At 43.0% G+C, this 21,074-nt stretch carries 25 protein-coding genes and 1 riboswitch; of the genes, 17 read left to right on the forward strand and 8 right to left on the reverse strand.

Going from position 1 to position 21,074, the window contains the following annotated elements; genetic code table 11:
• Together kduD and kduI are read right to left on the reverse strand one after the other, a co-directional pair.
• A complete protein-coding gene (gene kduD / locus KXD37_RS04405; protein ID WP_106020006.1) occupies positions 1-765 on the reverse strand; it encodes a 2-dehydro-3-deoxy-D-gluconate 5-dehydrogenase KduD in 765 nt (254 codons plus the stop codon).
• Position 766: 1 nt separating this feature from the next.
• Complete coding sequence (kduI, locus tag KXD37_RS04410) at positions 767-1,594, reverse strand: 5-dehydro-4-deoxy-D-glucuronate isomerase (RefSeq protein ID WP_024121818.1); 828 nt, start codon at positions 1,592-1,594, stop codon at positions 767-769.
• Positions 1,595-1,815: 221 nt separating this feature from the next.
• Between kduI and KXD37_RS04415 the strand changes: the two genes are divergently transcribed.
• The 14 genes from KXD37_RS04415 (at position 1,816) to KXD37_RS04480 (ending at position 16,461) form a co-directional block, all read left to right on the forward strand.
• Positions 1,816-2,835: a LacI family DNA-binding transcriptional regulator gene (locus KXD37_RS04415; RefSeq protein WP_103671780.1), complete on the forward strand. Its 1,020-nt coding sequence runs from the start codon at positions 1,816-1,818 to the stop codon at positions 2,833-2,835.
• 34 nt (positions 2,836-2,869) lie between these two features.
• Entirely contained in the window at positions 2,870-3,844 is a 975-nt protein-coding gene (gene kdgK / locus KXD37_RS04420; protein WP_151175100.1) for a 2-dehydro-3-deoxygluconokinase, read from the forward strand.
• A gap of 1 nt (position 3,845) precedes the next feature.
• A complete protein-coding gene (eda, locus tag KXD37_RS04425) occupies positions 3,846-4,436 on the forward strand; it encodes a bifunctional 4-hydroxy-2-oxoglutarate aldolase/2-dehydro-3-deoxy-phosphogluconate aldolase (RefSeq protein WP_254517675.1) in 591 nt (196 codons plus the stop codon).
• A 49-nt stretch (positions 4,437-4,485) separates the two neighbouring features.
• A complete protein-coding gene (gene kdgT / locus KXD37_RS04430) occupies positions 4,486-5,481 on the forward strand; it encodes a 2-keto-3-deoxygluconate transporter (protein WP_024121814.1) in 996 nt (331 codons plus the stop codon).
• Positions 5,482-5,593: 112 nt separating this feature from the next.
• Entirely contained in the window at positions 5,594-7,099 is a 1,506-nt protein-coding gene (locus KXD37_RS04435) for a carboxypeptidase M32 (RefSeq protein WP_101860390.1), read from the forward strand.
• 144 nt (positions 7,100-7,243) lie between these two features.
• A riboswitch (purine riboswitch) is annotated at positions 7,244-7,343 on the forward strand.
• Between the two features lie 91 nt (positions 7,344-7,434).
• Positions 7,435-8,019, forward strand: coding sequence for a xanthine phosphoribosyltransferase (gene xpt, locus KXD37_RS04440; RefSeq protein WP_059336603.1), 585 nt, complete (start codon positions 7,435-7,437; stop codon positions 8,017-8,019).
• On the forward strand, positions 8,016-9,332 hold the full coding sequence (pbuX, locus tag KXD37_RS04445) for a xanthine permease PbuX (protein WP_254517674.1): 1,317 nt from the start codon (positions 8,016-8,018) through the stop codon (positions 9,330-9,332). The genes xpt and pbuX overlap by 4 nt, the downstream gene beginning before the upstream one ends.
• Positions 9,333-9,405: 73 nt before the next feature.
• Positions 9,406-10,503 carry a type III polyketide synthase gene (locus KXD37_RS04450; protein WP_254517672.1) on the forward strand — a complete coding sequence of 366 codons (1,098 nt, stop codon included), beginning with the start codon at positions 9,406-9,408 and terminating at the stop codon, positions 10,501-10,503.
• A 3-nt stretch (positions 10,504-10,506) separates the two neighbouring features.
• Positions 10,507-11,013, forward strand: coding sequence for an isoprenylcysteine carboxyl methyltransferase family protein (locus KXD37_RS04455; protein WP_263463256.1), 507 nt, complete (start codon positions 10,507-10,509; stop codon positions 11,011-11,013).
• Positions 11,014-11,083: 70 nt separating this feature from the next.
• Positions 11,084-11,173: a Fur-regulated basic protein FbpC gene (fbpC, locus tag KXD37_RS04460; protein WP_100069434.1), complete on the forward strand. Its 90-nt coding sequence runs from the start codon at positions 11,084-11,086 to the stop codon at positions 11,171-11,173.
• Positions 11,174-11,351: 178 nt separating this feature from the next.
• Positions 11,352-14,933, forward strand: coding sequence for a dynamin family protein (locus tag KXD37_RS04465; RefSeq protein WP_263463257.1), 3,582 nt, complete (start codon positions 11,352-11,354; stop codon positions 14,931-14,933).
• Between the two features lie 64 nt (positions 14,934-14,997).
• On the forward strand, positions 14,998-15,255 hold the full coding sequence (locus tag KXD37_RS04470) for a YpbS family protein (RefSeq protein WP_024121807.1): 258 nt from the start codon (positions 14,998-15,000) through the stop codon (positions 15,253-15,255).
• A 74-nt stretch (positions 15,256-15,329) separates the two neighbouring features.
• A complete protein-coding gene (locus KXD37_RS04475) occupies positions 15,330-15,476 on the forward strand; it encodes a hypothetical protein (RefSeq protein WP_003230761.1) in 147 nt (48 codons plus the stop codon).
• A gap of 97 nt (positions 15,477-15,573) precedes the next feature.
• Positions 15,574-16,461 carry a 5'-3' exonuclease gene (locus KXD37_RS04480; protein WP_263463258.1) on the forward strand — a complete coding sequence of 296 codons (888 nt, stop codon included), beginning with the start codon at positions 15,574-15,576 and terminating at the stop codon, positions 16,459-16,461.
• An 8-nt stretch (positions 16,462-16,469) separates the two neighbouring features.
• Here KXD37_RS04480 and sspL read toward each other — a convergent pair whose 3' ends face one another.
• From sspL to KXD37_RS04495, 3 genes are read right to left on the reverse strand one after another with little or no spacing between them, the layout of a single operon-like run.
• Positions 16,470-16,598: a small, acid-soluble spore protein L gene (sspL, locus tag KXD37_RS04485; protein ID WP_010334670.1), complete on the reverse strand. Its 129-nt coding sequence runs from the start codon at positions 16,596-16,598 to the stop codon at positions 16,470-16,472.
• 32 nt (positions 16,599-16,630) lie between these two features.
• Positions 16,631-17,029, reverse strand: coding sequence for a reverse transcriptase-like protein (locus KXD37_RS04490; RefSeq protein WP_188323811.1), 399 nt, complete (start codon positions 17,027-17,029; stop codon positions 16,631-16,633).
• Entirely contained in the window at positions 17,029-17,718 is a 690-nt protein-coding gene (locus tag KXD37_RS04495; RefSeq protein WP_024121804.1) for a queuosine precursor transporter, read from the reverse strand. The genes KXD37_RS04490 and KXD37_RS04495 overlap by 1 nt, the downstream gene beginning before the upstream one ends.
• Before the next feature lie 82 nt (positions 17,719-17,800).
• Here KXD37_RS04495 and KXD37_RS04500 point away from each other — a divergent pair, with 82 nt between their 5' ends.
• Positions 17,801-18,481, forward strand: a complete 681-nt coding sequence (locus KXD37_RS04500; RefSeq protein WP_101864650.1) for a ribonuclease H family protein — start codon at positions 17,801-17,803, stop codon at positions 18,479-18,481.
• Complete coding sequence (locus KXD37_RS04505; RefSeq protein ID WP_024121802.1) at positions 18,474-18,656, forward strand: zinc-finger domain-containing protein; 183 nt, start codon at positions 18,474-18,476, stop codon at positions 18,654-18,656. The genes KXD37_RS04500 and KXD37_RS04505 overlap by 8 nt, the downstream gene beginning before the upstream one ends.
• A 26-nt stretch (positions 18,657-18,682) precedes the next feature.
• Here the strand turns inward: KXD37_RS04505 and KXD37_RS04510 are convergent, their stop codons facing one another.
• Complete coding sequence (locus KXD37_RS04510; protein ID WP_024121801.1) at positions 18,683-18,952, reverse strand: DUF2564 family protein; 270 nt, start codon at positions 18,950-18,952, stop codon at positions 18,683-18,685.
• 156 nt (positions 18,953-19,108) lie between these two features.
• Between KXD37_RS04510 and degR the strand changes: the two genes are divergently transcribed.
• Entirely contained in the window at positions 19,109-19,291 is a 183-nt protein-coding gene (gene degR, locus KXD37_RS04515) for a transcriptional regulator DegR (protein ID WP_010334663.1), read from the forward strand.
• Between the two features lie 43 nt (positions 19,292-19,334).
• On the opposite strand, the gene cspD is transcribed toward degR, so the two are convergent.
• Both cspD and KXD37_RS04530 read right to left on the reverse strand, forming a co-directional pair.
• Positions 19,335-19,535: a cold-shock protein CspD gene (gene cspD / locus KXD37_RS04520; RefSeq protein ID WP_003153604.1), complete on the reverse strand. Its 201-nt coding sequence runs from the start codon at positions 19,533-19,535 to the stop codon at positions 19,335-19,337.
• Positions 19,536-19,780: 245 nt separating this feature from the next.
• Positions 19,781-20,929 (reverse strand): diglucosyl diacylglycerol synthase, encoded by a 1,149-nt coding sequence (locus KXD37_RS04530; protein WP_024121800.1) that lies wholly within the window; start codon positions 20,927-20,929, stop codon positions 19,781-19,783.
• Positions 20,930-21,074 lie beyond the last annotated feature (145 nt).

Below are 21,074 nucleotides of genomic sequence, written 5' to 3' on the forward strand. Positions count from 1 at the left end.
TCAGCGGGCAAGCCAGCCGCCGTCTACTGCTAAAATATGTCCATTGACATAATCAGAAGCGCGAGATGCCAGAAAAACAGCCGTCCCGCCGATATCATCAGCTTTGCCCCAGCGTCCGGCAGGAATCCTTTTTAAAATGTCTTCATTTCGCTTTTCATCATCCCGGATAGGCTGTGTATTGGCAGTTGATATATAGCCAGGCGCTATCGCGTTAACTTGTACGCCGGAAGCGGCCCACTCATTTGCAAACGATTTTGTTAAACCAGCAACGGCATGTTTGCTTGCTGTATAGGCTGGAACAAGAATGCCGCCTTGAAAAGAGAGGAGAGAGGCAATATTGATAACCTTCCCATGACCTCTTTTCAGCATGTGTCTGCCCGCTAGCTGGGTCAGGATAAATAAGCTGTTTAGGTTCACATTCAGCACGTTATGCCAGTTCTCTTCAGCGAAAGTGTCCGCTTTTTCCCGGTGAATAATCCCGGCGTTATTGACAAGGATGTCGATTTGCTGTGTTTCAAACAGTTCAGCCGCTGTATCCTTTATTGCATCAGGCTTACTCATATCCAATGTAAAGGTAGTGAATGTGCGGCCTTCTTGTTCCACAAGCTGCTGTGTTTCAGAGAGGCTGCTTTTATGTGATGTGCCGATAATATCAGCACCGGCGCCTGCCAGCGCTTTGGCGATTCCTTGGCCGATTCCCGTACCCGGCCCTGTCACCAGTGCCCTTTTTCCTTCTAATGAAAATGCCTCTTGCAGATAACTCATCTTATTTCAGCCCATCCATCGGCACAAGATCCATGTCCGTAAATGTGTAGTTTTCACCAGCCATCGCCCATACAAAACTGTAGTTAGATGTTCCTGCGCCAGAATGAATGGACCAGGCAGGAGAAAGGACAGCCTGCTCGTTTCCGACGACAAGGTGGCGTGTTTCATCCGGCTGACCCATGAAGTGAAAAACCTTTGAATCCTTCTCAAGATCAAGGTAGAGATAAGCCTCCATCCGGCGATCATGAACGTGTGCCGGCATGGTGTTCCAGTTATTGTTTTCGTCTAGCATCGTGATCCCCATCATCAGCTGACAGCTTTGAATGCCATCTTGATGAATGACTTTGTACAAGCTTCTTACATTTGATGCTGCTGCGTCACCGAGCCGGTCCGGTGTCAGTTCAGAAAGAGCGGCTTTTTGCGTCGGATAGCTTTGATGCGCGCCCGAGGAGACGAAGTAAAACTTTGCTGTTTCTCCGTTTAGGCTTTTAAATGCTACATCCCGATTGCCCATCCCGATATATAGAAAATCCTTTGTTTGAAGCACATATTCATCATCGCCAACTTTAACCGCACCAGGCTGGCCGACGTTAATAATACCGATTTCACGCCGTTCCAGAAAAAAGTCCGTTTTAAGAAAGTCTCCGGCATCAAGCTTCAGTTCGCTCTGTCCGGGTGCTGCGCCGCCGATCACAACGCGGTCTTCATGGGAGTAATACATGGTCAGCTTATTTTCCGTAAATAACGTATCCATTAAAAAATGACTGCGAAGCTCCTCGGTTGTAAAGCGTTTTACTTGTTCAGGGTGTACAGAGTAACGATTTTCCATTGGATTTCCCCCTTGGTTAGGATTTCAGCATCATGAATGAAAATATTTTGGTAACGGTTTCAAAGAAAATTTTAGGATAAATAGAGAAAAGAGTCAACCGAAATTTTGTGAATAAGCACATTATTAAAAAAATACTTTTCAATTTTAAAAAATATGGTATTCTTGTTTTGTAACGGTTTTGAAATCGGTTTCAAATTATAAGACGATACAGGAGCACTTGAATGAAAAAGAAAACAACAGGCCATATCACCATCAAAGACGTAGCTGAATTTGCAGGAGTATCAAAATCAACTGTTTCTCGTTATATTAACGGGAAAATTGACGCGATTTCTCCTGAAAAGGTAAAAAACATAAAAAAGGCAATCACTGAATTGAATTATCGGCCGAGTAAAATGGCACAAGGTTTGAAAATAAAAAAAAGCAAATTAATTGGATTTGTTGTTGCCGACATTACAAATCCCTTTTCAGTCGCAGCATTTAGGGGAGTTGAAGAGGTTTGTGATCAATATGGCTACAGCATAATGGTGTGCAACACTGATAACAGTCCTGAAAAAGAACGGGAAATGCTGCTAAAGCTCGAAGCACACTCTGTAGAAGGGCTGATTTTGAATGCAACCGGGGAAAACAAGGATATTTTATATTCCTTTGCCGAACAGCAGGTGCCGACAGTATTAATTGACCGCAAATTGCCGGATCTGAAACTGGATACCGTAACGACTGACAACAGAAGGATAACTGAAGAGATCCTTCAGCAGATTTACAGCAAAGGGTACACAGATGTCGCGCTGTTTACCGAACCGATTGCATCCATCAGCCCCCGGGCGGAAAGAGCGGCTGTTTATCAGGAGATTGCTGCGGTGCGAAATGTGAATGGACTCAGGCGAATGTATGAAATTGACGTCAAAGACAAAGAGCAGCTTGAGAAGGCGCTGTGCTCTTTTATGAATGAGATGCCTGAGCAAAAAAAAGCGATTCTTGCTTTAAATGGGTTGATTATGCTGAAAATTATTAGCTGTATGGAAGAAATAGGGCTGCGCATTCCCGAAGATACGGGGATTGCCGGATTCGATGATACGGAATGGTATAAACTCATCGGCCCGGGCATTACAACAATCGCCCAGCCGTCACATGATATGGGCAAGACGGCGATGGAACGCGTATTAAAAAGGATTGAAGGTGACGAGGGAGCGCCTCAAACCATCGAATTAGAGGCAAAAGTCATCATGAGAAAGTCACTTTAATCCAAGGTGCCCTCAACTAAGGGGAGGTTGGGAAATGAAGCTTGATGCGATTACTTTCGGCGAATCGATGGCCATGTTTTACGCAAATGAGTACGGAGGCCTTCATGAAGCTTCCACATTCTCAAAAGGACTGGCCGGGGCAGAAAGCAATGTGGCTTGCGGCCTGGCCAGACTTGGCTTTCAAATGGGCTGGATGAGCAAAGTCGGCAATGATCAGCTCGGAACATTTATTCTTCAGGAGCTGAAAAAAGAGGGAGTGGATGTGTCTCGCGTGATCCGGTCTCAGGATGGCAATCCAACCGGGCTGCTGCTAAAGTCCAAAGTGAAAGAAGGCGATCCTGAGGTAACCTATTACAGGAAGAACTCGGCTGCAAGCACTTTAACAGCTGCTGAATACCCAAGAGACTATTTTCAAAGCGCAGACCATCTGCATGTTACAGGTATTCCCCCGGCTTTGTCCGCCGATATGAAAGAATTCGCCTATTATGTGATGAAAGACATGAAACAGGCTGGAAAAACCATCTCATTCGATCCTAACCTAAGACCCGCACTTTGGCCTGATCAAGCTACAATGGCACATACGATTAATGATTTGGCGGGACTTGCGGATTGGTTCTTCCCTGGAATCGCAGAGGGAGAGTTATTGACTGGTAAAAAAACGCCTGAAGGCATTGCAGATTTTTATCTGAAAAAAGGTGTCAGCTTTGTCGCTATTAAACTTGGAAAAGAAGGCGCTTACTTTAAATCAAAGGAAAGTGAAGGATATACAGAAGGCTTCCGGGTTGATCAGGTTGTTGACACAGTCGGCGCCGGAGACGGATTTGCTGTCGGCGTCATCAGCGGAATTCTTGATGGCTTGCCGTACAAGGAAGCAGTGCAAAGGGGTAATGCGATCGGCGCATTGCAAGTTCAGGCACCGGGGGACATGGACGGTCTGCCGACAAGGGAAAAATTAGCCGCATTTCTATCTGCTCAAAGAACAGTTCACCACAAGAAAGGGGATTGTTAATATGGAGTCCAATGTAGTAGAAAACCGTCTGAAAGAAGCCAAGCTGATTGCAGTCATTCGTTCAAAGGATAAACAGCAGGCCTGTCAGCAGATTGAGAGTTTGATAGATAAAGGGATTCGGGCAATTGAAGTCACTTATACGACACCTGGAGCTTCTGCTATTATTGAGTCCTACAGAAATCGGGAAGGTGTCTTAATCGGAGCGGGCACGGTCATCACTGCGCAGCAGGCGGGAGAAGCTGCGGAAGCAGGAGCACAATTTATTGTCAGTCCGGGTTTTTCAACAGATCTTGCTGAACACCTATCGTTTATGAAGACGCATTATATCCCTGGCGTACTGACACCGAGCGAAATTTTGAAAGCGTTGACATGTGGATTTACTACATTAAAGCTGTTTCCAAGCGGTGTATTCGGCATCCCTTTTATGAAAAATTTAGCGGGCCCTTTTCCGCAGGTTACTTTTATACCGACTGGCGGGATCCATCCGTCTGAGGTTCCGGAATGGCTCAAGGCAGGGGCAGGTGCCGTCGGAGTCGGAAGCCAGCTGGAAAGCTGTTCAAAAGAGGATTTACAGGCTGTTTTCCAAGTGTAGCCACATAAGGGGTATTGTTTTTCCATAACCGGAGGATGGGAGAATATATATGAAAATCAAAGCGACAATTGAACGGGTACCTGGCGGAATGATGATTATTCCGCTGTTTCTGGGAGCAGCGCTTAATACGTTTGCGCCTGGAACAGCAGAGTTTTTTGGAGGGTTTACGGGTGCGCTTATTACAGGAACCCTTCCCATACTAGGCGTTTTTATCTTTTGCGTTGGAGCGACGATTGATTTCCGTTCTTCAGGCTATATTGCGAGAAAAGGGATTACCTTATTATTGGGAAAGATCGGGTTTGCGGCACTGCTCGGTGTGATTGCGGCTCAATTTATACCCGATGAAGGCATACAATCCGGATTCTTTGCAGGTCTTTCTGTTCTAGCTATTGTTGCAGTGATGAATGAAACGAACGGCGGCCTCTATTTGGCGCTCATGAATCATATGGGCAGAAAAGAAGATGCCGGCGCATTCGCGTTTATCAGTACAGAATCTGGACCTTTTATGACCATGGTTACATTCGGTGTTACCGGACTGGCTGCTTTTCCGTGGGAAACGCTGGCGGCAACAGTCATCCCGTTTTTGCTCGGCTGCATACTTGGAAATCTTGATCATGATCTGAGAGACTTATTCAGCAAGGTAGTGCCGGCAATCATTCCGTTTTTTGCATTTTCACTTGGGAACACTTTAAATTTTGGAATGCTGATTCAGTCAGGGTTATTAGGCATTTTGGTCGGTGTCTCTGTTGTCATCTTATCCGGCGGCTCCTTGTATTTGCTTGATCGTTTCATTGCCCGGGGAGATGGTGTCGCGGGGGTGGCAGCTTCATCAACAGCGGGAGCGGCCGTCGCCGTGCCATACGCCTTAGCGGAAGCGAATTCTGCGTTTGCACCCGTTGCTGAATCGGCAACTGCAATCATTGCGACAAGCGTTATTGTCACCTCTTTGTTAACACCTTTGGCAACAGTGTGGGCGGATAAAAAAATCAATGCGAAAAAACGAAAAACACCGCCGCCGCCAAACAATCAAATGACGATAAACTGAGTGATGAAGGCTGCCGATAACTAGACCGGCAGCCTTTTATACAAACAATTTGACTTTCAAACACCCTTCCAGTAGCCTGTAATGGAACGGCTAGAATAGGGAGGGAATGGATATGGAGATACATACATATGAAAAGGAATTTTTTGATCTTTTAAAAAGAATCTCACATTATAGTGAAGCGGTTGCATTAATGCATTGGGACTCCAGAACAGGCGCGCCGAAAAACGGCTCAGAGGACCGTGCTGAAAGCATCGGTCAGCTTTCGACAGATATATTCAATATCCAGACATCAGATCGGATGAAGGAACTTATTGATGCGCTTTATGAACGGTTTGATGATCTGGCTGAAGATACGAAAAAGGCTGTAGAGCTGGCGAAAAAAGAGTATGAAGAAAACAAAAAAATTCCTGAAGCAGAATACAGGGAATATGTTATTCTTTGTTCAAAGGCTGAAACAGCATGGGAGGAAGCGAAAGGAAAATCTGATTTCAGCTTGTTTGCCCCTTATTTGGAGGAGCTGGTCGAATACAATAAACGATTTATTGAATATTGGGGTTATGAAGAGCATCCTTATAATGCATTGCTTGATTTGTTTGAACCAGGTGTGACGGTCAAGGTGCTTGATCAGCTGTTTTCTGAGCTGAAAGAAGCGATCATTCCTCTTATCAAACAAGTGTCAGCCTCAGAGAATAAACCGGATACAAGCTTTATCAGTGAAGTGTTCCCTAAGGAAAAACAAAAAGAACTCAGCCTTTATTTCCTGCAAGAGCTCGGCTACGATTTTGACGGCGGAAGGCTTGATGAAACCGTTCATCCATTTGCGACAACAATGAACCGCGGGGATGTTCGGGTGACAACGAGATATGATGAAAAAGATTTCCGGACAGCTATTTTCGGCACAATTCATGAATGCGGTCACGCGATCTACGAGCAAAATATTGACGAAGCGCTGAGCGGGACGAATTTATCAGACGGTGCTTCAATGGGAATTCATGAATCTCAATCATTGTTTTACGAGAATTTTATTGGACGGAACAAGCATTTCTGGACACCATACTATCAGAAAATACAAGAAGCGTCTCCTGAACAGTTCGGCAACATATCGCTTGATGATTTTGTTAGGGCTGTCAACGAATCAAAACCTTCATTAATTAGAGTTGAAGCGGATGAATTGACGTATCCTTTGCATATTATTATCCGTTATGAAATTGAAAAAGCGATTTTCAGCAATGAAGTATCAGTGGAAGAACTGCCTTCACTTTGGAATCAAAAATATCAGGATTATTTAGGTATTACTCCTTCTGAGGATGCAGAGGGAATCTTGCAGGATGTTCACTGGGCGGGTGGAGATTTTGGCTACTTCCCATCGTATGCACTTGGTTATATGTATGCAGCACAGCTGAAGCATAAAATGCTCGATGATCTGCCTGAATTTGATACCCTCTTGGAAAGAGGGGAGTTTCATCCGATTAAACAATGGCTGACGGAAAAAGTGCATATTCACGGAAAACGGAAGAAGCCATTAGACATTATTAAAGAAGCAACAGGTGAAGAGCTGAATGTACGCTACCTGATTGATTATTTGCAAAATAAATACTCAAATCTGTATTTATCTTAATGAAAAAGCCTGGCGTCTCAAACGTCAGGCTCAATTTATTATCGAAATATTCATAAAAAACGAATGATTTTTTCAAAAAAAGAATTAAAGTTCGGAAATTTTTATTTTTGTCTATGCAAGAGGTTAGAATCTTGATATAATTTGTAACAATATGATAGGAACACTCATATAATCGCGTGGATATGGCACGCAAGTTTCTACCGGGCACCGTAAATGTCCGACTATGAGTGAGCAATGAGACCGGACGTGTACGGTTTTTTGTTATTTTAGCATTGCTTGCTCTTTGTTTTGAGCGGGTAATGCTTTTTTTATTATCTAAACGGAGGTATGACAGGATGGAAGCACTGAAACGAAAAATAGAGGAAGAGGGCGTCGTTTTATCAGATCAGGTATTGAAAGTGGATGCTTTTTTAAATCATCAAATTGATCCGCTGCTCATGAAGAAAATCGGTGACGAGTTTGCCGCCAGATTTGAAAAAGACGGAGTAACAAAAATTGTTACAATCGAATCATCCGGAATTGCTCCGGCCGTAATGGCTGGTTTACAAATGGGTGTGCCAGTCGTCTTCGCGAGAAAACATAAGTCTTTAACGCTCACTGACAATTTGTTGACATCGTCTGTTTATTCCTTTACGAAGCAAACAGAAAGCCAAATCGCAGTATCAGGAAACCATCTGTCAGATCAGGACCGCGTTTTGATTATTGATGACTTTTTGGCAAATGGACAAGCCGCACTTGGGCTGGTATCGATCGTACAGCAAGCTGGAGCTTCTGTCGCGGGACTTGGCATTGTCATTGAAAAATCGTTTCAGCCGGGAAGAGAAGAACTTGTGAAGCTTGGCTATCGGGTGGAATCTTTGGCAAGAATTGAATCTTTAGAAAAAGGAAAAGTATCCTTTGTACAGGAGGTTCGTTCATGAAAAACGGATTCGGCAAAACGCTGTCACTAGGGATCCAGCATGTACTCGCCATGTACGCCGGCGCCATTGTTGTTCCCCTGATTGTGGGGAAGGCGATGGGGCTGACGGCGGAGCAGCTGACCTACTTGGTGTCGATTGATATTTTTATGTGCGGTGTGGCTACACTTCTTCAAGTTTGGAGCAATCGGTTTTTCGGCATCGGGCTTCCAGTTGTGCTTGGCTGCACATTTACCGCTGTGTCACCAATGATTGCGATAGGCTCCGAATACGGGGTTTCCGCTGTTTATGGAAGTATTATCGCCTCAGGTATTCTTGTGATTCTCATTTCTTTTTTCTTTGGAAAACTCGTCTCGTTTTTTCCGCCTGTCGTTACAGGTTCTGTCGTTACCATCATTGGCATTACGCTTATGCCGGTGGCCATGAATAATATAGCCGGCGGGGAAGGCAGTCCAGACTTCGGTGATCTTTCTAATCTCGCTCTCGCTTTTATCGTTTTTAGCATCATCGTGCTTCTATACCGCTTTACAACAGGATTTATCAAGTCCATCTCCATTTTGATCGGTATTTTGATCGGGACATTTATTGCGTATTTTATGGGGAAAGTTCAGTTTGATAATGTTTCAGACGCTGCCTTTGTGCAAATGATTCAGCCGTTTTATTTCGGCACACCGTCTTTTCATGCTGCCCCTATCATTACAATGTCCATCGTTGCCATCGTCAGCCTTGTGGAGTCAACGGGCGTTTACTTTGCTTTAGGCGATCTGACCAACCGCCGTCTGTCAGAAAAGGACTTATCCAGAGGATATCGTGCAGAAGGACTGGCTGTTTTGCTGGGCGGTATATTTAACGCATTTCCTTACACTGCATTTTCTCAAAATGTCGGACTTGTTCAGCTGACAGGAATCAAGAAAAATACAGTGATTGTGGCGACAGGCGTGCTTCTAATGGCTTTTGGCCTGTTTCCCAAAATTGCTGCTTTTACGACAATCATTCCATCTGCCGTGTTAGGCGGAGCGATGGTGGCCATGTTTGGAATGGTCATTGCTTATGGCATCAAAATGCTCAGCCGAATTGATTTTGCAAAGCAGGAAAATCTGCTGATCGTTGCCTGCTCAGTGGGGCTTGGGCTCGGTGTGACAGTTGTGCCGGACATATTTAAACAGCTTCCAAGTGCCTTAACGCTTCTTACAACAAACGGCATTGTTGCCGGCAGCTTTACAGCTGTTGTCTTGAATGTGATATATAATATGTTTTCGAAAACTGAAAAAACAGAACAGAAAGCTGATGTCAATCAGCAAAAAACAGCAGTGTAAACTCCGCTTCGGCGGAGTTTTTTTGCATATAAAAAAGAAAGTTGCGGCACAATGTATGCTAAGAGGTGATCATATGGCGTTTGTTTTGTCGATCGGGACAAGTCTTCCTGAGAATGATGTGGATCAAGAAAAGGCGGCGGAGTTTGCCAGATATATGTTTCAGCATTCCTTTAAAGATATAGAACGGCTGTTAACCTCCTTTAAAAACGGGCAAATTGAATCGAGACAATTTGTGAGACCGATTGAATGGTATAAAGAAGGGCACAGCTTCGAAGAAAAAAATCAAATTTACATAGAGGAAACACTCAGGCATAGCGTCAGTGCTGTTCAAAAGTGTCTCGCAAATGAAGCCTATCTTCAAGAACCCATTCCTTATGAAAAAGTGGATGCTGTTTTTTTCGTCTCCAGCACGGGCCTTTCCACACCAAGCATTGAGGCGCGGCTGATGAATGAACTCCCGTTTTCTCCTTATACGAAGCGAATTCCGCTTTGGGGACTCGGCTGTGCAGGAGGGGCGAGCGGGCTTGCGCGCGCTGCTGAGTACTGCAAAGCGTATCCGGAGGCTTTTGTTCTTGTCATTGCTGCTGAGCTGTGCAGTCTGACATTTCAGCCTGAAGATAAAACGAAAAGCAATTTGATCGGCACATCACTTTTTGGGGATGGCATTGCAGCGGCGTTATTATGCGGGGAGAAGGCGGACCGCCGGCTGACAAGGCTCCAGCTTTTGCCGAATATATCGGATTCGCAATCTGTATTGATGAAACAATCTGAAGATGTTATGGGCTGGGACTTTACCGATCATGGTTTCAAAGTCATTTTTTCAAGGGATATTCCGACTTTGGTTGAAAAATGGTTGAAGACAAATGTCCAGGCTTTTTTGAATGGACATCAGCTTTCATTCAGCGATATTACGGTCTTTCTGGCTCATCCAGGCGGAAAAAAAGTCATTGATGCATACATTAAATGTCTTGAACTGTCACCTGAGCAGCTTGCGTCTTCGCAAACTATCCTTAAAAAACACGGAAATATGTCATCAGCCACCATTCTGTATGTAATCGACCACCATCTGCAGAACGGAAGCAAAAACGAAGCAGAACGGGGGCTGATCGGTGCATTGGGGCCGGGATTTTCATCAGAATTGCTGCTGTTCAGCTGGGAAAAGGGGGCATAACTCATGTTTTGGATGCTAATCACTGTGCTCACTGCTCAAAGAGCAGCGGAAATGGCTGTGGCGAGACGAAACGAACAAAAGGTGAAAAAACAAGGGGCGATAGAATGCGGGGAGGGCCACTATCCGTATATTATCATCATGCACATTCTTTTTTTTCTATCGTTAATTGCCGAAGTACTGCTGCTGCACAAACAGCCTTCAAACTGGTGGTCAGGCATAGCAGCGGCTATATTGGCAGTACAGGCGATTCGATATTGGGCGCTTTGTTCCTTGGGAGCATACTGGAATACAAAAATTCTTGTTGTTCCGGGTGCTGAACTTGTCAAAAAAGGGCCTTACAAATGGCTGAAGCACCCAAACTATACAGTTGTCGTATTAGAAATCATCCTGATTCCGCTCTTGTATCAAGCGTACTTTACCATGTGTCTGTTTTCACTTTTAAATGCCGTTATGCTGTCTGTCAGAATACGTGCAGAGGAGCAAGCATTACGAGAATATACAGTAAAATAGAGATTGAATATCATTCTCATCCATGTTAGAATGAACTTGAAAAAGATTCTCAATCAGGATGGTGAAGCAAATGACAATGCTGTTTTTGCTTGGGGCAGTTTGTACATATAGTGTATTAATTGGTTTTGTATTGAAAGGAATCTCTAATAAATCTGTTTAAAGAATCTGGAACTTGTAAAAAAGTTGCAGATTTTCTTTTATAAAAGCTGCCGTCTTCGGCAGCTTTTTTCTATTCTCATAAAGAAATTTGGGTCATTCTTGTGTAAAATGGAAGTGGGATTTATTCAGATCTTTCAAAAAAGATTCATAATTGAAACGGCACAAAGGGGTTCAGACTTATGACAGAACGCAGCAGACAAGAACTTTTGTACAAAACTGGGGCACTTTATGAACAATTGATTGAGAACCAGGATGAAAAAAGGGCGGCTAAACTGGCTTCAGTTGTTAAGAAAGCCGCAGATGAAGAAATTTATATCGCGTTTACAGGGCATTATTCAGCGGGGAAATCGTCATTGCTGAACTGCCTGTTAATGGAGAATATTCTGCCGACAAGTCCAATTCCGACCAGCGCTAACCTTGTTGTGATCAGAAACGGAGAAAAGCGTGTTCGTCTTCATACAACAGACGGAGCGTGTGCGGAGCTGGAGGGTGCCTATCATAAAGACAAGGTGCAGCAATATTGCAAGGATGGGGAGCAGATTGAAACCGTAGAAATTTTTGACCGGTATACTGAAATTGAACCAGGAGTTGCGTATATTGATACCCCCGGGATTGACTCAACAGATGAGGCTCATTTTTTATCGGCGGCATCTATTCTTCACCAGGCAGATGCGCTGTTTTACGTGGTTCACTATAACCATGTCCACTCTGAGGAAAATGTACTGTTTCTTAGGTCAATCAAAGACAGCATTCCGAATGTATATTTTATCGTTAATCAAATTGACAGACATGATGAGACTGAGACACGCTTTGAAGATTACAAAGCGCAAGTGGAGGAGATGCTTTGTCAAGAAGGAATTCCGAAGGATGCACTCTTTTTTACGTCGGTGACGGAACCGAATCACCCATTCAATCAAATCGGTATCCTGCGAAAAGAGTTAAAAAGAATTGAACAGCATTCAAAAAGAAATTTGCATTCCATTACTGAACAAAAAGTACAGAATTTACTGAGAGAGCACACAGAGATGCTCATGAAAGAGGATACGGACAGTCCAAGTTCTGGAGAACAGCTTGAAAAACAAGTGCGGCTGGTGGATTCCCTGCAGCTTCAATCAACCGAAGCAGCAAATAAACCGATTGAGGCAGAAAGCACGATGCAGGAGGAAGTCAATCGAATTTTAAGAAACGCTAATTTGACGCCTTTTGAAATGCGTGAACTGGCAGCAGCTTACTTAGAATCACGTGAGCCCTCTTTTAAGACCGGTTTTTTCTTTTCTAAAGCAAAGACTGCACAGGAAAGAGAAAAAAGGAGAAAAGAGTTTTTCTCTGATGTGAAAAAAAGAACGGAAGCTGAATCGGATTGGCATATCATAGATATTTTGCATAAACTCGCCAAGGGATTCGATATTCAATCAGCTGAAAGTGAGAAGCTGATCCAGGCTTATCGCACGCCGCTTCATATTGATATCATTGAACGTGCAGTCAAGCAAGGTGCAGCATTTTCTTCTGAATATATCTTGCAATATACAAAAGATTTGGCGGAGCTGATCCGTAAAGAGGCGAAAGCTGAAGCGTCAGACATCATCAAAACACTTACCTCCACGGTAAAAGAGAGTACTTCTATAGAACAGGAATTGATCAATGGCCGGCTCGCGCAGGAATCGGAAAAGCTGGCTTATCTTCAAGAACAGGCCAGTCATGAACAACATGCCCGTGAGAAAGCCGACCGGATGTGGGCGATCTGGGAAGAGAAGTCTGCAAGCCCAATAAACATAGATCCGGACTGGTTTAGAACGAAGAAAAAAAAGGTCGAGGCTCCAGAACAGAAACAAAGCCAAGCACAGCATACAAAGCAGCAGACGCTAAAAACAGAAGTGAAAAGCGGGAAAGAGCTGCCGCTTCAAGAGCAGATAAAACGCTTTTACACACTGTCTGATCTATTGGGCGGATATCGTATGCTGTCAAAACAAACCTCAGCTTTTCGTGAAAGGATTAAAAGGCTGGAAGACCGAAAATTTACACTTGCTCTATTTGGCGGATTCAGTTCAGGAAAATCCTCATTTGCCAATGCGCTGGTTGGTGAAAGAGTGCTGCCGTCATCACCGACACCGACAACAGCAACGATTAACAAAATAACGAAACCGGTAAACGGCAAATCTCACAAAACAGCGGATGTCATGTTTAAGACGGAGGGTGACATAACAGCTGAAATCATGCAGCTCACAGGAATGCAAGAGGAACCACAAGGACGGTCATTTGCGGAAAAATGGAAAAAGGCAATCAAAAAAGAGCGTCTGCAAGAAGAACAAATCAACATGATCAGTCATTTCCTGCTTGCATATGAAAAATATCAGCAATATATTCAGGCCCAAAAGATATTAACGATTCCGCTCTCCGAATTAAAACCGTATGTAGCTGAGGAGACAACGGCTTGTGCTGTAAAGGAAGTGACCGTTTATTATAAAAGCCCGCTGACTGAAAAAGGGATTACGATCGTTGATACACCTGGAGCCAGCAGTCTGAATAAACGGCATACAGAACTTGCGTTTCAATATATCAAGGATGCCGATGCGTTTTTTTACATGACTTATTATCAGCATTCTTTCTCGAAAGGAGACCGCTCATTTTTACGGAAGCTGGGACTCGTGAAAGAATCGCTTAGCATGGATAAAATGTTTTTTGTCATTAATGCCGCTGATCTTGCGAAAGATAAAGCAGAGCTCGAAACGGTCACGGATTATGTCAGATCAGAGCTTTTAAAAGAAGGAATTCATGATCCGCAGCTCTTTTACGTGTCAAGTAAAGAAGAGCTTTTAGGAAAACCGGAAACGTATCATAATCAGTTCTCAAAAGCAAGAGCACATTTAGACCAGTTTATTGAGGTCGATGTAAAGAAAGCGGCTGCGGCCCAGCTTAGCTCAGAAGCAGACAAACTATGTGAGACGGTCTTACAGCTTCATCAATCTCAGCATCAGTCCAAAGAAGAAAAGGAAGCGCAAAAAAAGCGCCTTCTGTTATCGTTTGAGCGGGCAGTTGCTGATATCAAGGAACGCCGCAATTCAGAAACCATTATTGAGAAAGTAAAAAAGGATACAAGGGAGCAGCTTTATCACATTACACAGCGTTTGTCCTTTTTTGCGAATGATTTGTTAAAATCTGCATTTCATCCGGGTCTTCAAAATGGAGATTGGAAAAAGAATATCAGTGCGGCGATGAAAAGCGCATTACATGATTATCAATTTGAATATATTCAGGAGATCAAAACGCTCGACATTCGAATGAGCGGTTTCATCGAACGGCATATCACTGAAGAGTGGCTGGAAAGCTGTCAAAAAACATTGGAAGAAGACGGATATTTCTCCATTTATGCGGATGATCAGCTCTCTAACAGCATACAGCTCAAAGAAGTTGAACCTGAAATCGATGAACGTGCCTTTGAACAGGAGCAAAAACAAATCAAATCTCCGAAGCAGTTTTTTGAACAGAAAGGAAAAGCAGGCTTCATTGAAGCAGTGCGGACGAAGCTTATGAAAATAACGGAGGCCTGGATTAAAAATGAAGAAGAAAGCCTTATATCTCATTATGCTGAATATGTCAGACACCAGCAGTATGGAATGGCGGAAAAAGCATTGGCGCAAATAGAGGGCCAAAGAGATACGTATGTAAAAGGATACGCAGAGGGGGAACATGTGAAAGAGATAGAAGATGCATATCAAGCATGTATTTCTTGGCAGAGAAAAGGCGATACAATCAAAATGTAAAAATTCAGTTGGCTTGCATTTCAAGTCATGATAGACTAAATAGAAAAAGCGAGATGAACGATTGATGTCAGAGGTACATAAAGCAATTTCTGCACATTCTGCAAAACAGCACGAGCATATTAAAACATTTATGCAGCTTGAACACCTTCGTGAAATGGCGATTGAAGAAGCTGTTGCTAAATGCAAAAACGATGAGCCATTTTCAACAGATGCCATTAATGAAATTACAGAAAAGATGAATCAGCTGGCCAAGAAAGGCATCGTACCGACTAGACGTCTGGTATCAAAAGAAATGGTCAACGAATACGTCAGCCGCACATAAGCTGGATGATCCTGCCTCGAGTGTAGATCCTCCGTTACGCGCATACTATATGTATCCGACGTAAGGGGGGATTTATGTTGGGCAGAACAAAGCTGGGTAACAGAAATGCACAGGCCAATAACAATGCCAAAAAGAAAAACGGGTTTCAAACCCATTTCGACTCTTACGCAGGACGCGAAGCTGAAAAGCTGATTGCCAGCAATAAAAGACACAACGATTAATTTAACCGCAAACAGTATCTCTATACAGAGATGCTGTTTTTTATTTTCGCGGCACTTATGGTAAAATAGATCGACTGATAGAAAAAGGAGTTATCATATGAAAAATAAATTATTGCTTGTTGACGGCATGGCTCTATTATTCAGGGCATTTTTCGCCACAGCCGTGCATCGCAACTTTATGATAAATGACAGCGGGGTTCCGACAAACGGCGTTAACGGATTTTTGAAGCATTTAATCACAGCCGTGGAAACATTTCAGCCTACACACGTTGTATGCTGCTGGGACATGGGCAGCAAAACGTACCGCAATGATCTGTTCCAGGATTATAAGGCGAACCGAAGCCAGCCGCCGGTTGAACTGATACCGCAATTTGATCTGGCAAAGGAAGCGGCCGCTGAACTTGGCATCATGAATATTGGCCTTGCCGGGTACGAAGCGGATGATTGTATTGGAACACTTGCAGCTTTGTTTTCTGAAGAAACGGATATTACGATCGTAACAGGCGACAGGGATTTACTTCAGCTGTTAACGGACGAAGTAAGCGTTGCGCTGCTTCAAAAAGGAATCGGCAATTATAAAATGTATACAAAAGAAGTATTTTACGAAGAAACAGGTGTCCTGCCCAAGGCTTTAATTGACATCAAAGCGCTGATGGGCGATTCCAGTGATAATTATCCCGGAGTAAAAGGCATTGGAGAAAAAACCGCGTATAAACTGATTCGTGAATACGAAACAATTGACCGCTTGCTGGAGAATCTGTCTCTTCTTCCAAAGGGACAGCAGGGGAAAATTCAGCAAGGTTTAAGCGACTTGGAAATTTCGAGGAAGCTTGCTGAGATTAACTGCTCTGTGCCGTTAGCCTGTACGCTGACAGAAGCCGTTTTTACATTGAAAATGGAGCAGGCGGCTGTCATGCTTCGCCGCCATCAGATCAAAGGAATAGAGCGTATGCTTGGAAAACTGAACGCTAGAGAGATCGTTTAAGATCTTCTCTAGCGTTTTGTATTGCTTTTTTTAGCTCTTTCCTCAAGCTCTGTTTTAGGGTCATTATGTGTATTTCCTTCTAAATCGCCTTGCGGGGAAACACCGCCGGTCAGCCGGCCCTTATCTTTCTTTTTCATGTTTGTTCACCTCATCAATAGCATGAACCATTCTAATTCTTATCATTCATCCGAATCGCTTCTTTTGCCAGCTGGTCGGCTTTTTGGTTTTGCTTTCCTGGAATCCATTTGATGAAAAAAAGAGGGAAGGCCATTTTTAATCGGGTGATTTCTTCGACAAACGACTGAAACGCTTTATTTTTCACGATTTCAAGATCGGCTGCGCGTTCCACGATATCCGAATCAGTTCGAAAGGAGACCGATTGATACCCGCGCGCTGCACACAGTTTCATGCCTTCAATTAACGCCAGAAATTCCGCTTCCTGATTGGTATGCATTCCAATTGGAATCGAGAAAGATTCTGCTTTTCCTTCATGTTTGATAAAAATGCCGATGCCGGAAAGCCCTGGATTACCGGCGCTCGCTCCGTCAACATAAATTTCTGTAGGCATCATGTACTCCTTTCGTCACTCGGAATCATTTTTTTCGCCGCATAAGCATAGGGCAGAGAAATCAGAGATACCGCAAACTTAATCAAATATGTAGAAATAAAAATATGTAGCCAAACATCCGCCGGATATGTACCGAAAAAAGCGACTCCGGTAAAAATGAATGTATCGAACAGCTGGCTGACTGCTGTACTGCCGCCGTTTCTCAGCCATAGAAGCCGATCGGAAGGAAATATCCTTCTAATTGCCGAATATACATAAACATCCAGTGTTTGGCTGAAGATAAAGGCAAGCAGACTTCCCAAAGCAACTCTCGGGAGAAAACCGAAAATTGTTTCCAGCGCTGTTTGTGAAATATCGCTCGAAGCGGGTTCGAAAAGCAGAACGCCCTGCATAACAAAAGTCAGTGTCAGGAGAGTCGAAAACCCGAGCCATACAGCTTTTCTCGCTTCAGCTGGCCCATATTTTTCATTCAGCACATCTGTAGCAAAAAAGATTGTGCCGTACATCACATTCCCGAGCGTTGCTGTTAAGCCAAACAGTTCAACCGTTTTGACGACTTGAAGGTTGGCACAGACTGTTGCAAAGCCGATCCACACAAATAAACCCATTTTGCCAAATCCTTTATAAAATAAAAGAACAATGATAAAATGAATGATCGCAAAAAAGATCCAAAAAGAGTTATTAAACAAAATGAAGAAGCTTCCTTTCCGGGTTAAGAATGGTTTGATTATAGCACAAGCCCGGCAACTAATGAATGGTAAGGTGATTATATTGAATCTCAGACCGCACATGAAAATAGAAGCAAAAGGGACAGGGCCTGTCTCGTTTTTGGGCGAAAACTGGCTGACTGTTCAGGAAGCACGTATGCTCGCGAGGGAACTCGGCCGTTTTCCTTATATGAAGGAACTTGAATTCGAAGATGAGAAGGGCGGCGTCTGGACGCTGAAGGAATTAGAAAAGCTGACTGAGGAGCTTGCGCATGAACCTGATGACATTACCGTTTATTTTGACGGCAGTTTCGATAAGGAAAGCCAGCTGGCCGGGCTCGGAATCGTCATTTATTATTCATTGGGAGGGGCGCGCCACCGCTTAAGAAAAAATAAAAGCTTCCGTCTGAAAACCAATAACGAAGCTGAATATGCCGCTCTTTATGAAGCGATAAGAGAAGTAAGAGAGCTCGGAGCTAGCAGAAATTCAATCACGATCAGAGGGGACTCTCTTGTTGTGCTGAACCAGCTTGACGGCAGCTGGCCTTGCTATGATCCCTCCCATAATGAATGGCTGGATAAAATAGAATCGCTTCTTGAGTCACTAAAGCTGAGTCCGACATACGAAACGATACAGCGAAAAGAAAATCAGGAAGCTGATGGCCTCGCAAAAAAAATCCTATCTCATCAATTCGTAGAAAGCCACATGAAATTAGACTGTAACGGAGATGACAATATTGGATAAGAAAGCTATATATAAGGAACTGACAGAACTGCAAGATGAATATTGCAAAGACTGTTTTATTAAGAAGCAGTTTCGCAAGGAGTTTGGCAAAACATACGCACATTCATTTTGTATCAATAAATGTACAGTGGGGGAAAAGCTTAAATCATATGGAGATGTCTTAACCAAGCACTAAAAAATAAAACCGCAGAAGCTGCGGTTTTATTTTTTAAATTCATCCAGCTGATGCTGGCAGGCATCTAACAGCTGCTGTTGCTGCTGTACAAATTCAGGATCATCAAGAGCTGCCAGTTCTTGAGACAGTGAAAGCTCCCTGGCGTCCTCGATGGCTTGGTATGCGGAATTGAGTAATGTTGAGCTTCGGCCTCTTGTGGCGGCGCCGGTCGTTTTCTGCGCTGTTTCCACCGCTAGCTCCAGCTGCCGTTTATCGGTAAATCCAGTCTGATCCTCTTCATGAAATTCTGAGTTCACAAAAAAACACCTCCGCAACTATTTTGCAGAGTTTTTTTAAATTTATGTGCCAAAATAGAAAATAAAATAAAAAATAAGCCGATATAACTATTGAACCTGAATGAGTAGGTCTGTTTTACTATTTGAGGTATCTTGGTAGAGAAGGGGAGCACAGCTATGGATGATAAAGACTTAAAATCGATCCTTCACAAAACATTTATAGAAATATACAATGATTTAGAAGAACTTGCGGATATTGCGAAAAAAGGAAAGCCGTCAATGGAAAAGCATATTGAAGAGATTGAGCAGAGGTGCAAACAAAACATTTTAGCGATCGAAATTCAGATGAAAATCAAATAGGAGAGGCATTTGCCTCTCCTCTATTTGTCAACTTATATTGAGTTTAGAGTTTTACAACATTAGAAGCTTGAGGTCCACGATTACCTTCGACAATTTCAAAAGAAACTTCTTGTCCTTCTTCTAATGATTTGTATCCTTCTCCTTCGATAGCTGTGAAGTGAACAAATACATCGTCTCCGCCTTCAACTTCAATGAAGCCGAATCCTTTTTCGTTGTTGAACCATTTTACTTTACCGTTTTGCATATTGCTTAATTCCTCCTAGTACTGTAGCACCTATGTGCTAAAAAAAATTTTGTATCATTTAACTTCGTTTCGTTGTTAAATGATGGTTCAACTATACACCATCTGGCAGCACGCGTCAAGTTGCGAAACTGCTTATTTTTGAAAAAAAGGGCAAGTTTCTCAAAAAAATGTAACCGCTTTTACGAAAAGATGAATGCGAATAAAAAGAGCACACGATTTTTCGTGTGCTCCTGCAAGAACATCAGTTAAGAAAGCGCCTTGGCTTTTTGTTTGGTCGTCATCATTTCTGATTCCTTCAAAATATCCTCCAAAATCACTTCAGAGGAGTGTGCCAAATGAAGACTCTTAATGTTTTTCTTCATTCGCTGTAAGGTATCTTCATCTGAAAGAAGGGAGGTGACAGACTCGAGAATCTCTTCATGTCGGTTCACGACAATGGCAGCTCCGCGGTCCTCAAAGAAATTTGCATTTTCTTTTTCTTGTCCGGGCACTGGTTTGTACAGAATGACAGGCACGCCGATAGCAGTGGCTTCTGTCAAAGTAATACCGCCTGGTTTTGTAATCATGCAATCTGTGACCCGGAAGAGCTCGTCAATTCGCTCTACATAGCCGAGAACCTTTAAGTTATCGCTGTTTTCTGCTTCAAGTATGCTCAAGGATTCTTTTAAAGCCGTATTTTTTCCGCATACGACCACCACTTGCACCTGATCATCCATAACAAGGTTTTCGCACAGCTCTTTTACGTTCTTTAATACACCGTGTGCGCCAGCCATGATGAGCAGCACTTTTTTATCAGGCGAAAGATCGTACTTTTTATAAATCGGCTCTACCGGCAGCGATTCTTCAAATTGAGGCCTGATCGGAATTCCCGTAATTTTCACGTTGCTGGGATGGGTCCCGATCTCAATCAGTTTTTCCTTCACATAATCTGTCGCCACATAATATTTATCCACATTTTCGTGAACCCAAATTTTATGAAGACAAAAATCAGTCATGACGTTGAAGGTAGGAATAACTCTTCCTGTTCTCCGTCTGTATTCGGGTACGACGATCATCGGAAATGTATTAATAATGATGTCGGGCTGATGTTCATCGACAAGTTCGCCCAATCGTTTATTTCCCATTTTAAAGTAAATATTAAATTTACGTTTATTATAGATTTTGTCAACTCCGTAATAAAACAAACGATAAAACTGTTTTCCGATTGAGAAGCTTTTTAAATAAAGGTACTGAGTTACCTCTGAAACAATCGGATTTGACTCTTGATACAAATTAGAAACTGTTACATGCTGAAAGCCGAGACGTACACATTGTTCATAAAGCGTTTTGGCTACCTGTACATGTCCATTTCCGTAATTTGCAGTCAAAATTAATACTCTTTTATTGGTATTCAAGTAAATTCACCTCAATGTAATCAACAACAAGCAAGCTTCATGCATCGTAAGGAGTTATTGTCTATACATAAACATAACACAAATACATAATCGAATTATTAATGCAGTGAAAAAATTAAACTAATTTTAAAAGATTCGGATTCCA

Source organism: Bacillus sp. XT-2 (assembly GCF_025696525.1).
GTDB lineage: Bacteria > Bacillota > Bacilli > Bacillales > Bacillaceae > Bacillus > Bacillus halotolerans.

Bases quoted from the DNA above. Each gene is read 5' to 3' on its own strand.
- kduD (WP_106020006.1), bottom strand. From the start codon at position 765: ATGAGTTATCTGCAAGAGGCATTTTCATTAGAAGGAAAAAGGGCACTG.
- kduI (WP_024121818.1), bottom strand. From the start codon at position 1,594: ATGGAAAATCGTTACTCTGTACACCCTGAACAAGTAAAACGCTTTACA.
- KXD37_RS04415 (WP_103671780.1), top strand. From the start codon at position 1,816: ATGAAAAAGAAAACAACAGGCCATATCACCATCAAAGACGTAGCTGAA.
- kdgK (WP_151175100.1), top strand. From the start codon at position 2,870: ATGAAGCTTGATGCGATTACTTTCGGCGAATCGATGGCCATGTTTTAC.
- eda (WP_254517675.1), top strand. From the start codon at position 3,846: ATGGAGTCCAATGTAGTAGAAAACCGTCTGAAAGAAGCCAAGCTGATT.
- kdgT (WP_024121814.1), top strand. From the start codon at position 4,486: ATGAAAATCAAAGCGACAATTGAACGGGTACCTGGCGGAATGATGATT.
- KXD37_RS04435 (WP_101860390.1), top strand. From the start codon at position 5,594: ATGGAGATACATACATATGAAAAGGAATTTTTTGATCTTTTAAAAAGA.
- xpt (WP_059336603.1), top strand. From the start codon at position 7,435: ATGGAAGCACTGAAACGAAAAATAGAGGAAGAGGGCGTCGTTTTATCA.
- pbuX (WP_254517674.1), top strand. From the start codon at position 8,016: ATGAAAAACGGATTCGGCAAAACGCTGTCACTAGGGATCCAGCATGTA.
- KXD37_RS04450 (WP_254517672.1), top strand. From the start codon at position 9,406: ATGGCGTTTGTTTTGTCGATCGGGACAAGTCTTCCTGAGAATGATGTG.
- KXD37_RS04455 (WP_263463256.1), top strand. From the start codon at position 10,507: ATGTTTTGGATGCTAATCACTGTGCTCACTGCTCAAAGAGCAGCGGAA.
- fbpC (WP_100069434.1), top strand. From the start codon at position 11,084: ATGACAATGCTGTTTTTGCTTGGGGCAGTTTGTACATATAGTGTATTA.
- KXD37_RS04465 (WP_263463257.1), top strand. From the start codon at position 11,352: ATGACAGAACGCAGCAGACAAGAACTTTTGTACAAAACTGGGGCACTT.
- KXD37_RS04470 (WP_024121807.1), top strand. From the start codon at position 14,998: ATGTCAGAGGTACATAAAGCAATTTCTGCACATTCTGCAAAACAGCAC.
- KXD37_RS04475 (WP_003230761.1), top strand. From the start codon at position 15,330: ATGTTGGGCAGAACAAAGCTGGGTAACAGAAATGCACAGGCCAATAAC.
- KXD37_RS04480 (WP_263463258.1), top strand. From the start codon at position 15,574: ATGAAAAATAAATTATTGCTTGTTGACGGCATGGCTCTATTATTCAGG.
- sspL (WP_010334670.1), bottom strand. From the start codon at position 16,598: ATGAAAAAGAAAGATAAGGGCCGGCTGACCGGCGGTGTTTCCCCGCAA.
- KXD37_RS04490 (WP_188323811.1), bottom strand. From the start codon at position 17,029: ATGCCTACAGAAATTTATGTTGACGGAGCGAGCGCCGGTAATCCAGGG.
- degR (WP_010334663.1), top strand. From the start codon at position 19,109: ATGGATGATAAAGACTTAAAATCGATCCTTCACAAAACATTTATAGAA.
- cspD (WP_003153604.1), bottom strand. From the start codon at position 19,535: ATGCAAAACGGTAAAGTAAAATGGTTCAACAACGAAAAAGGATTCGGC.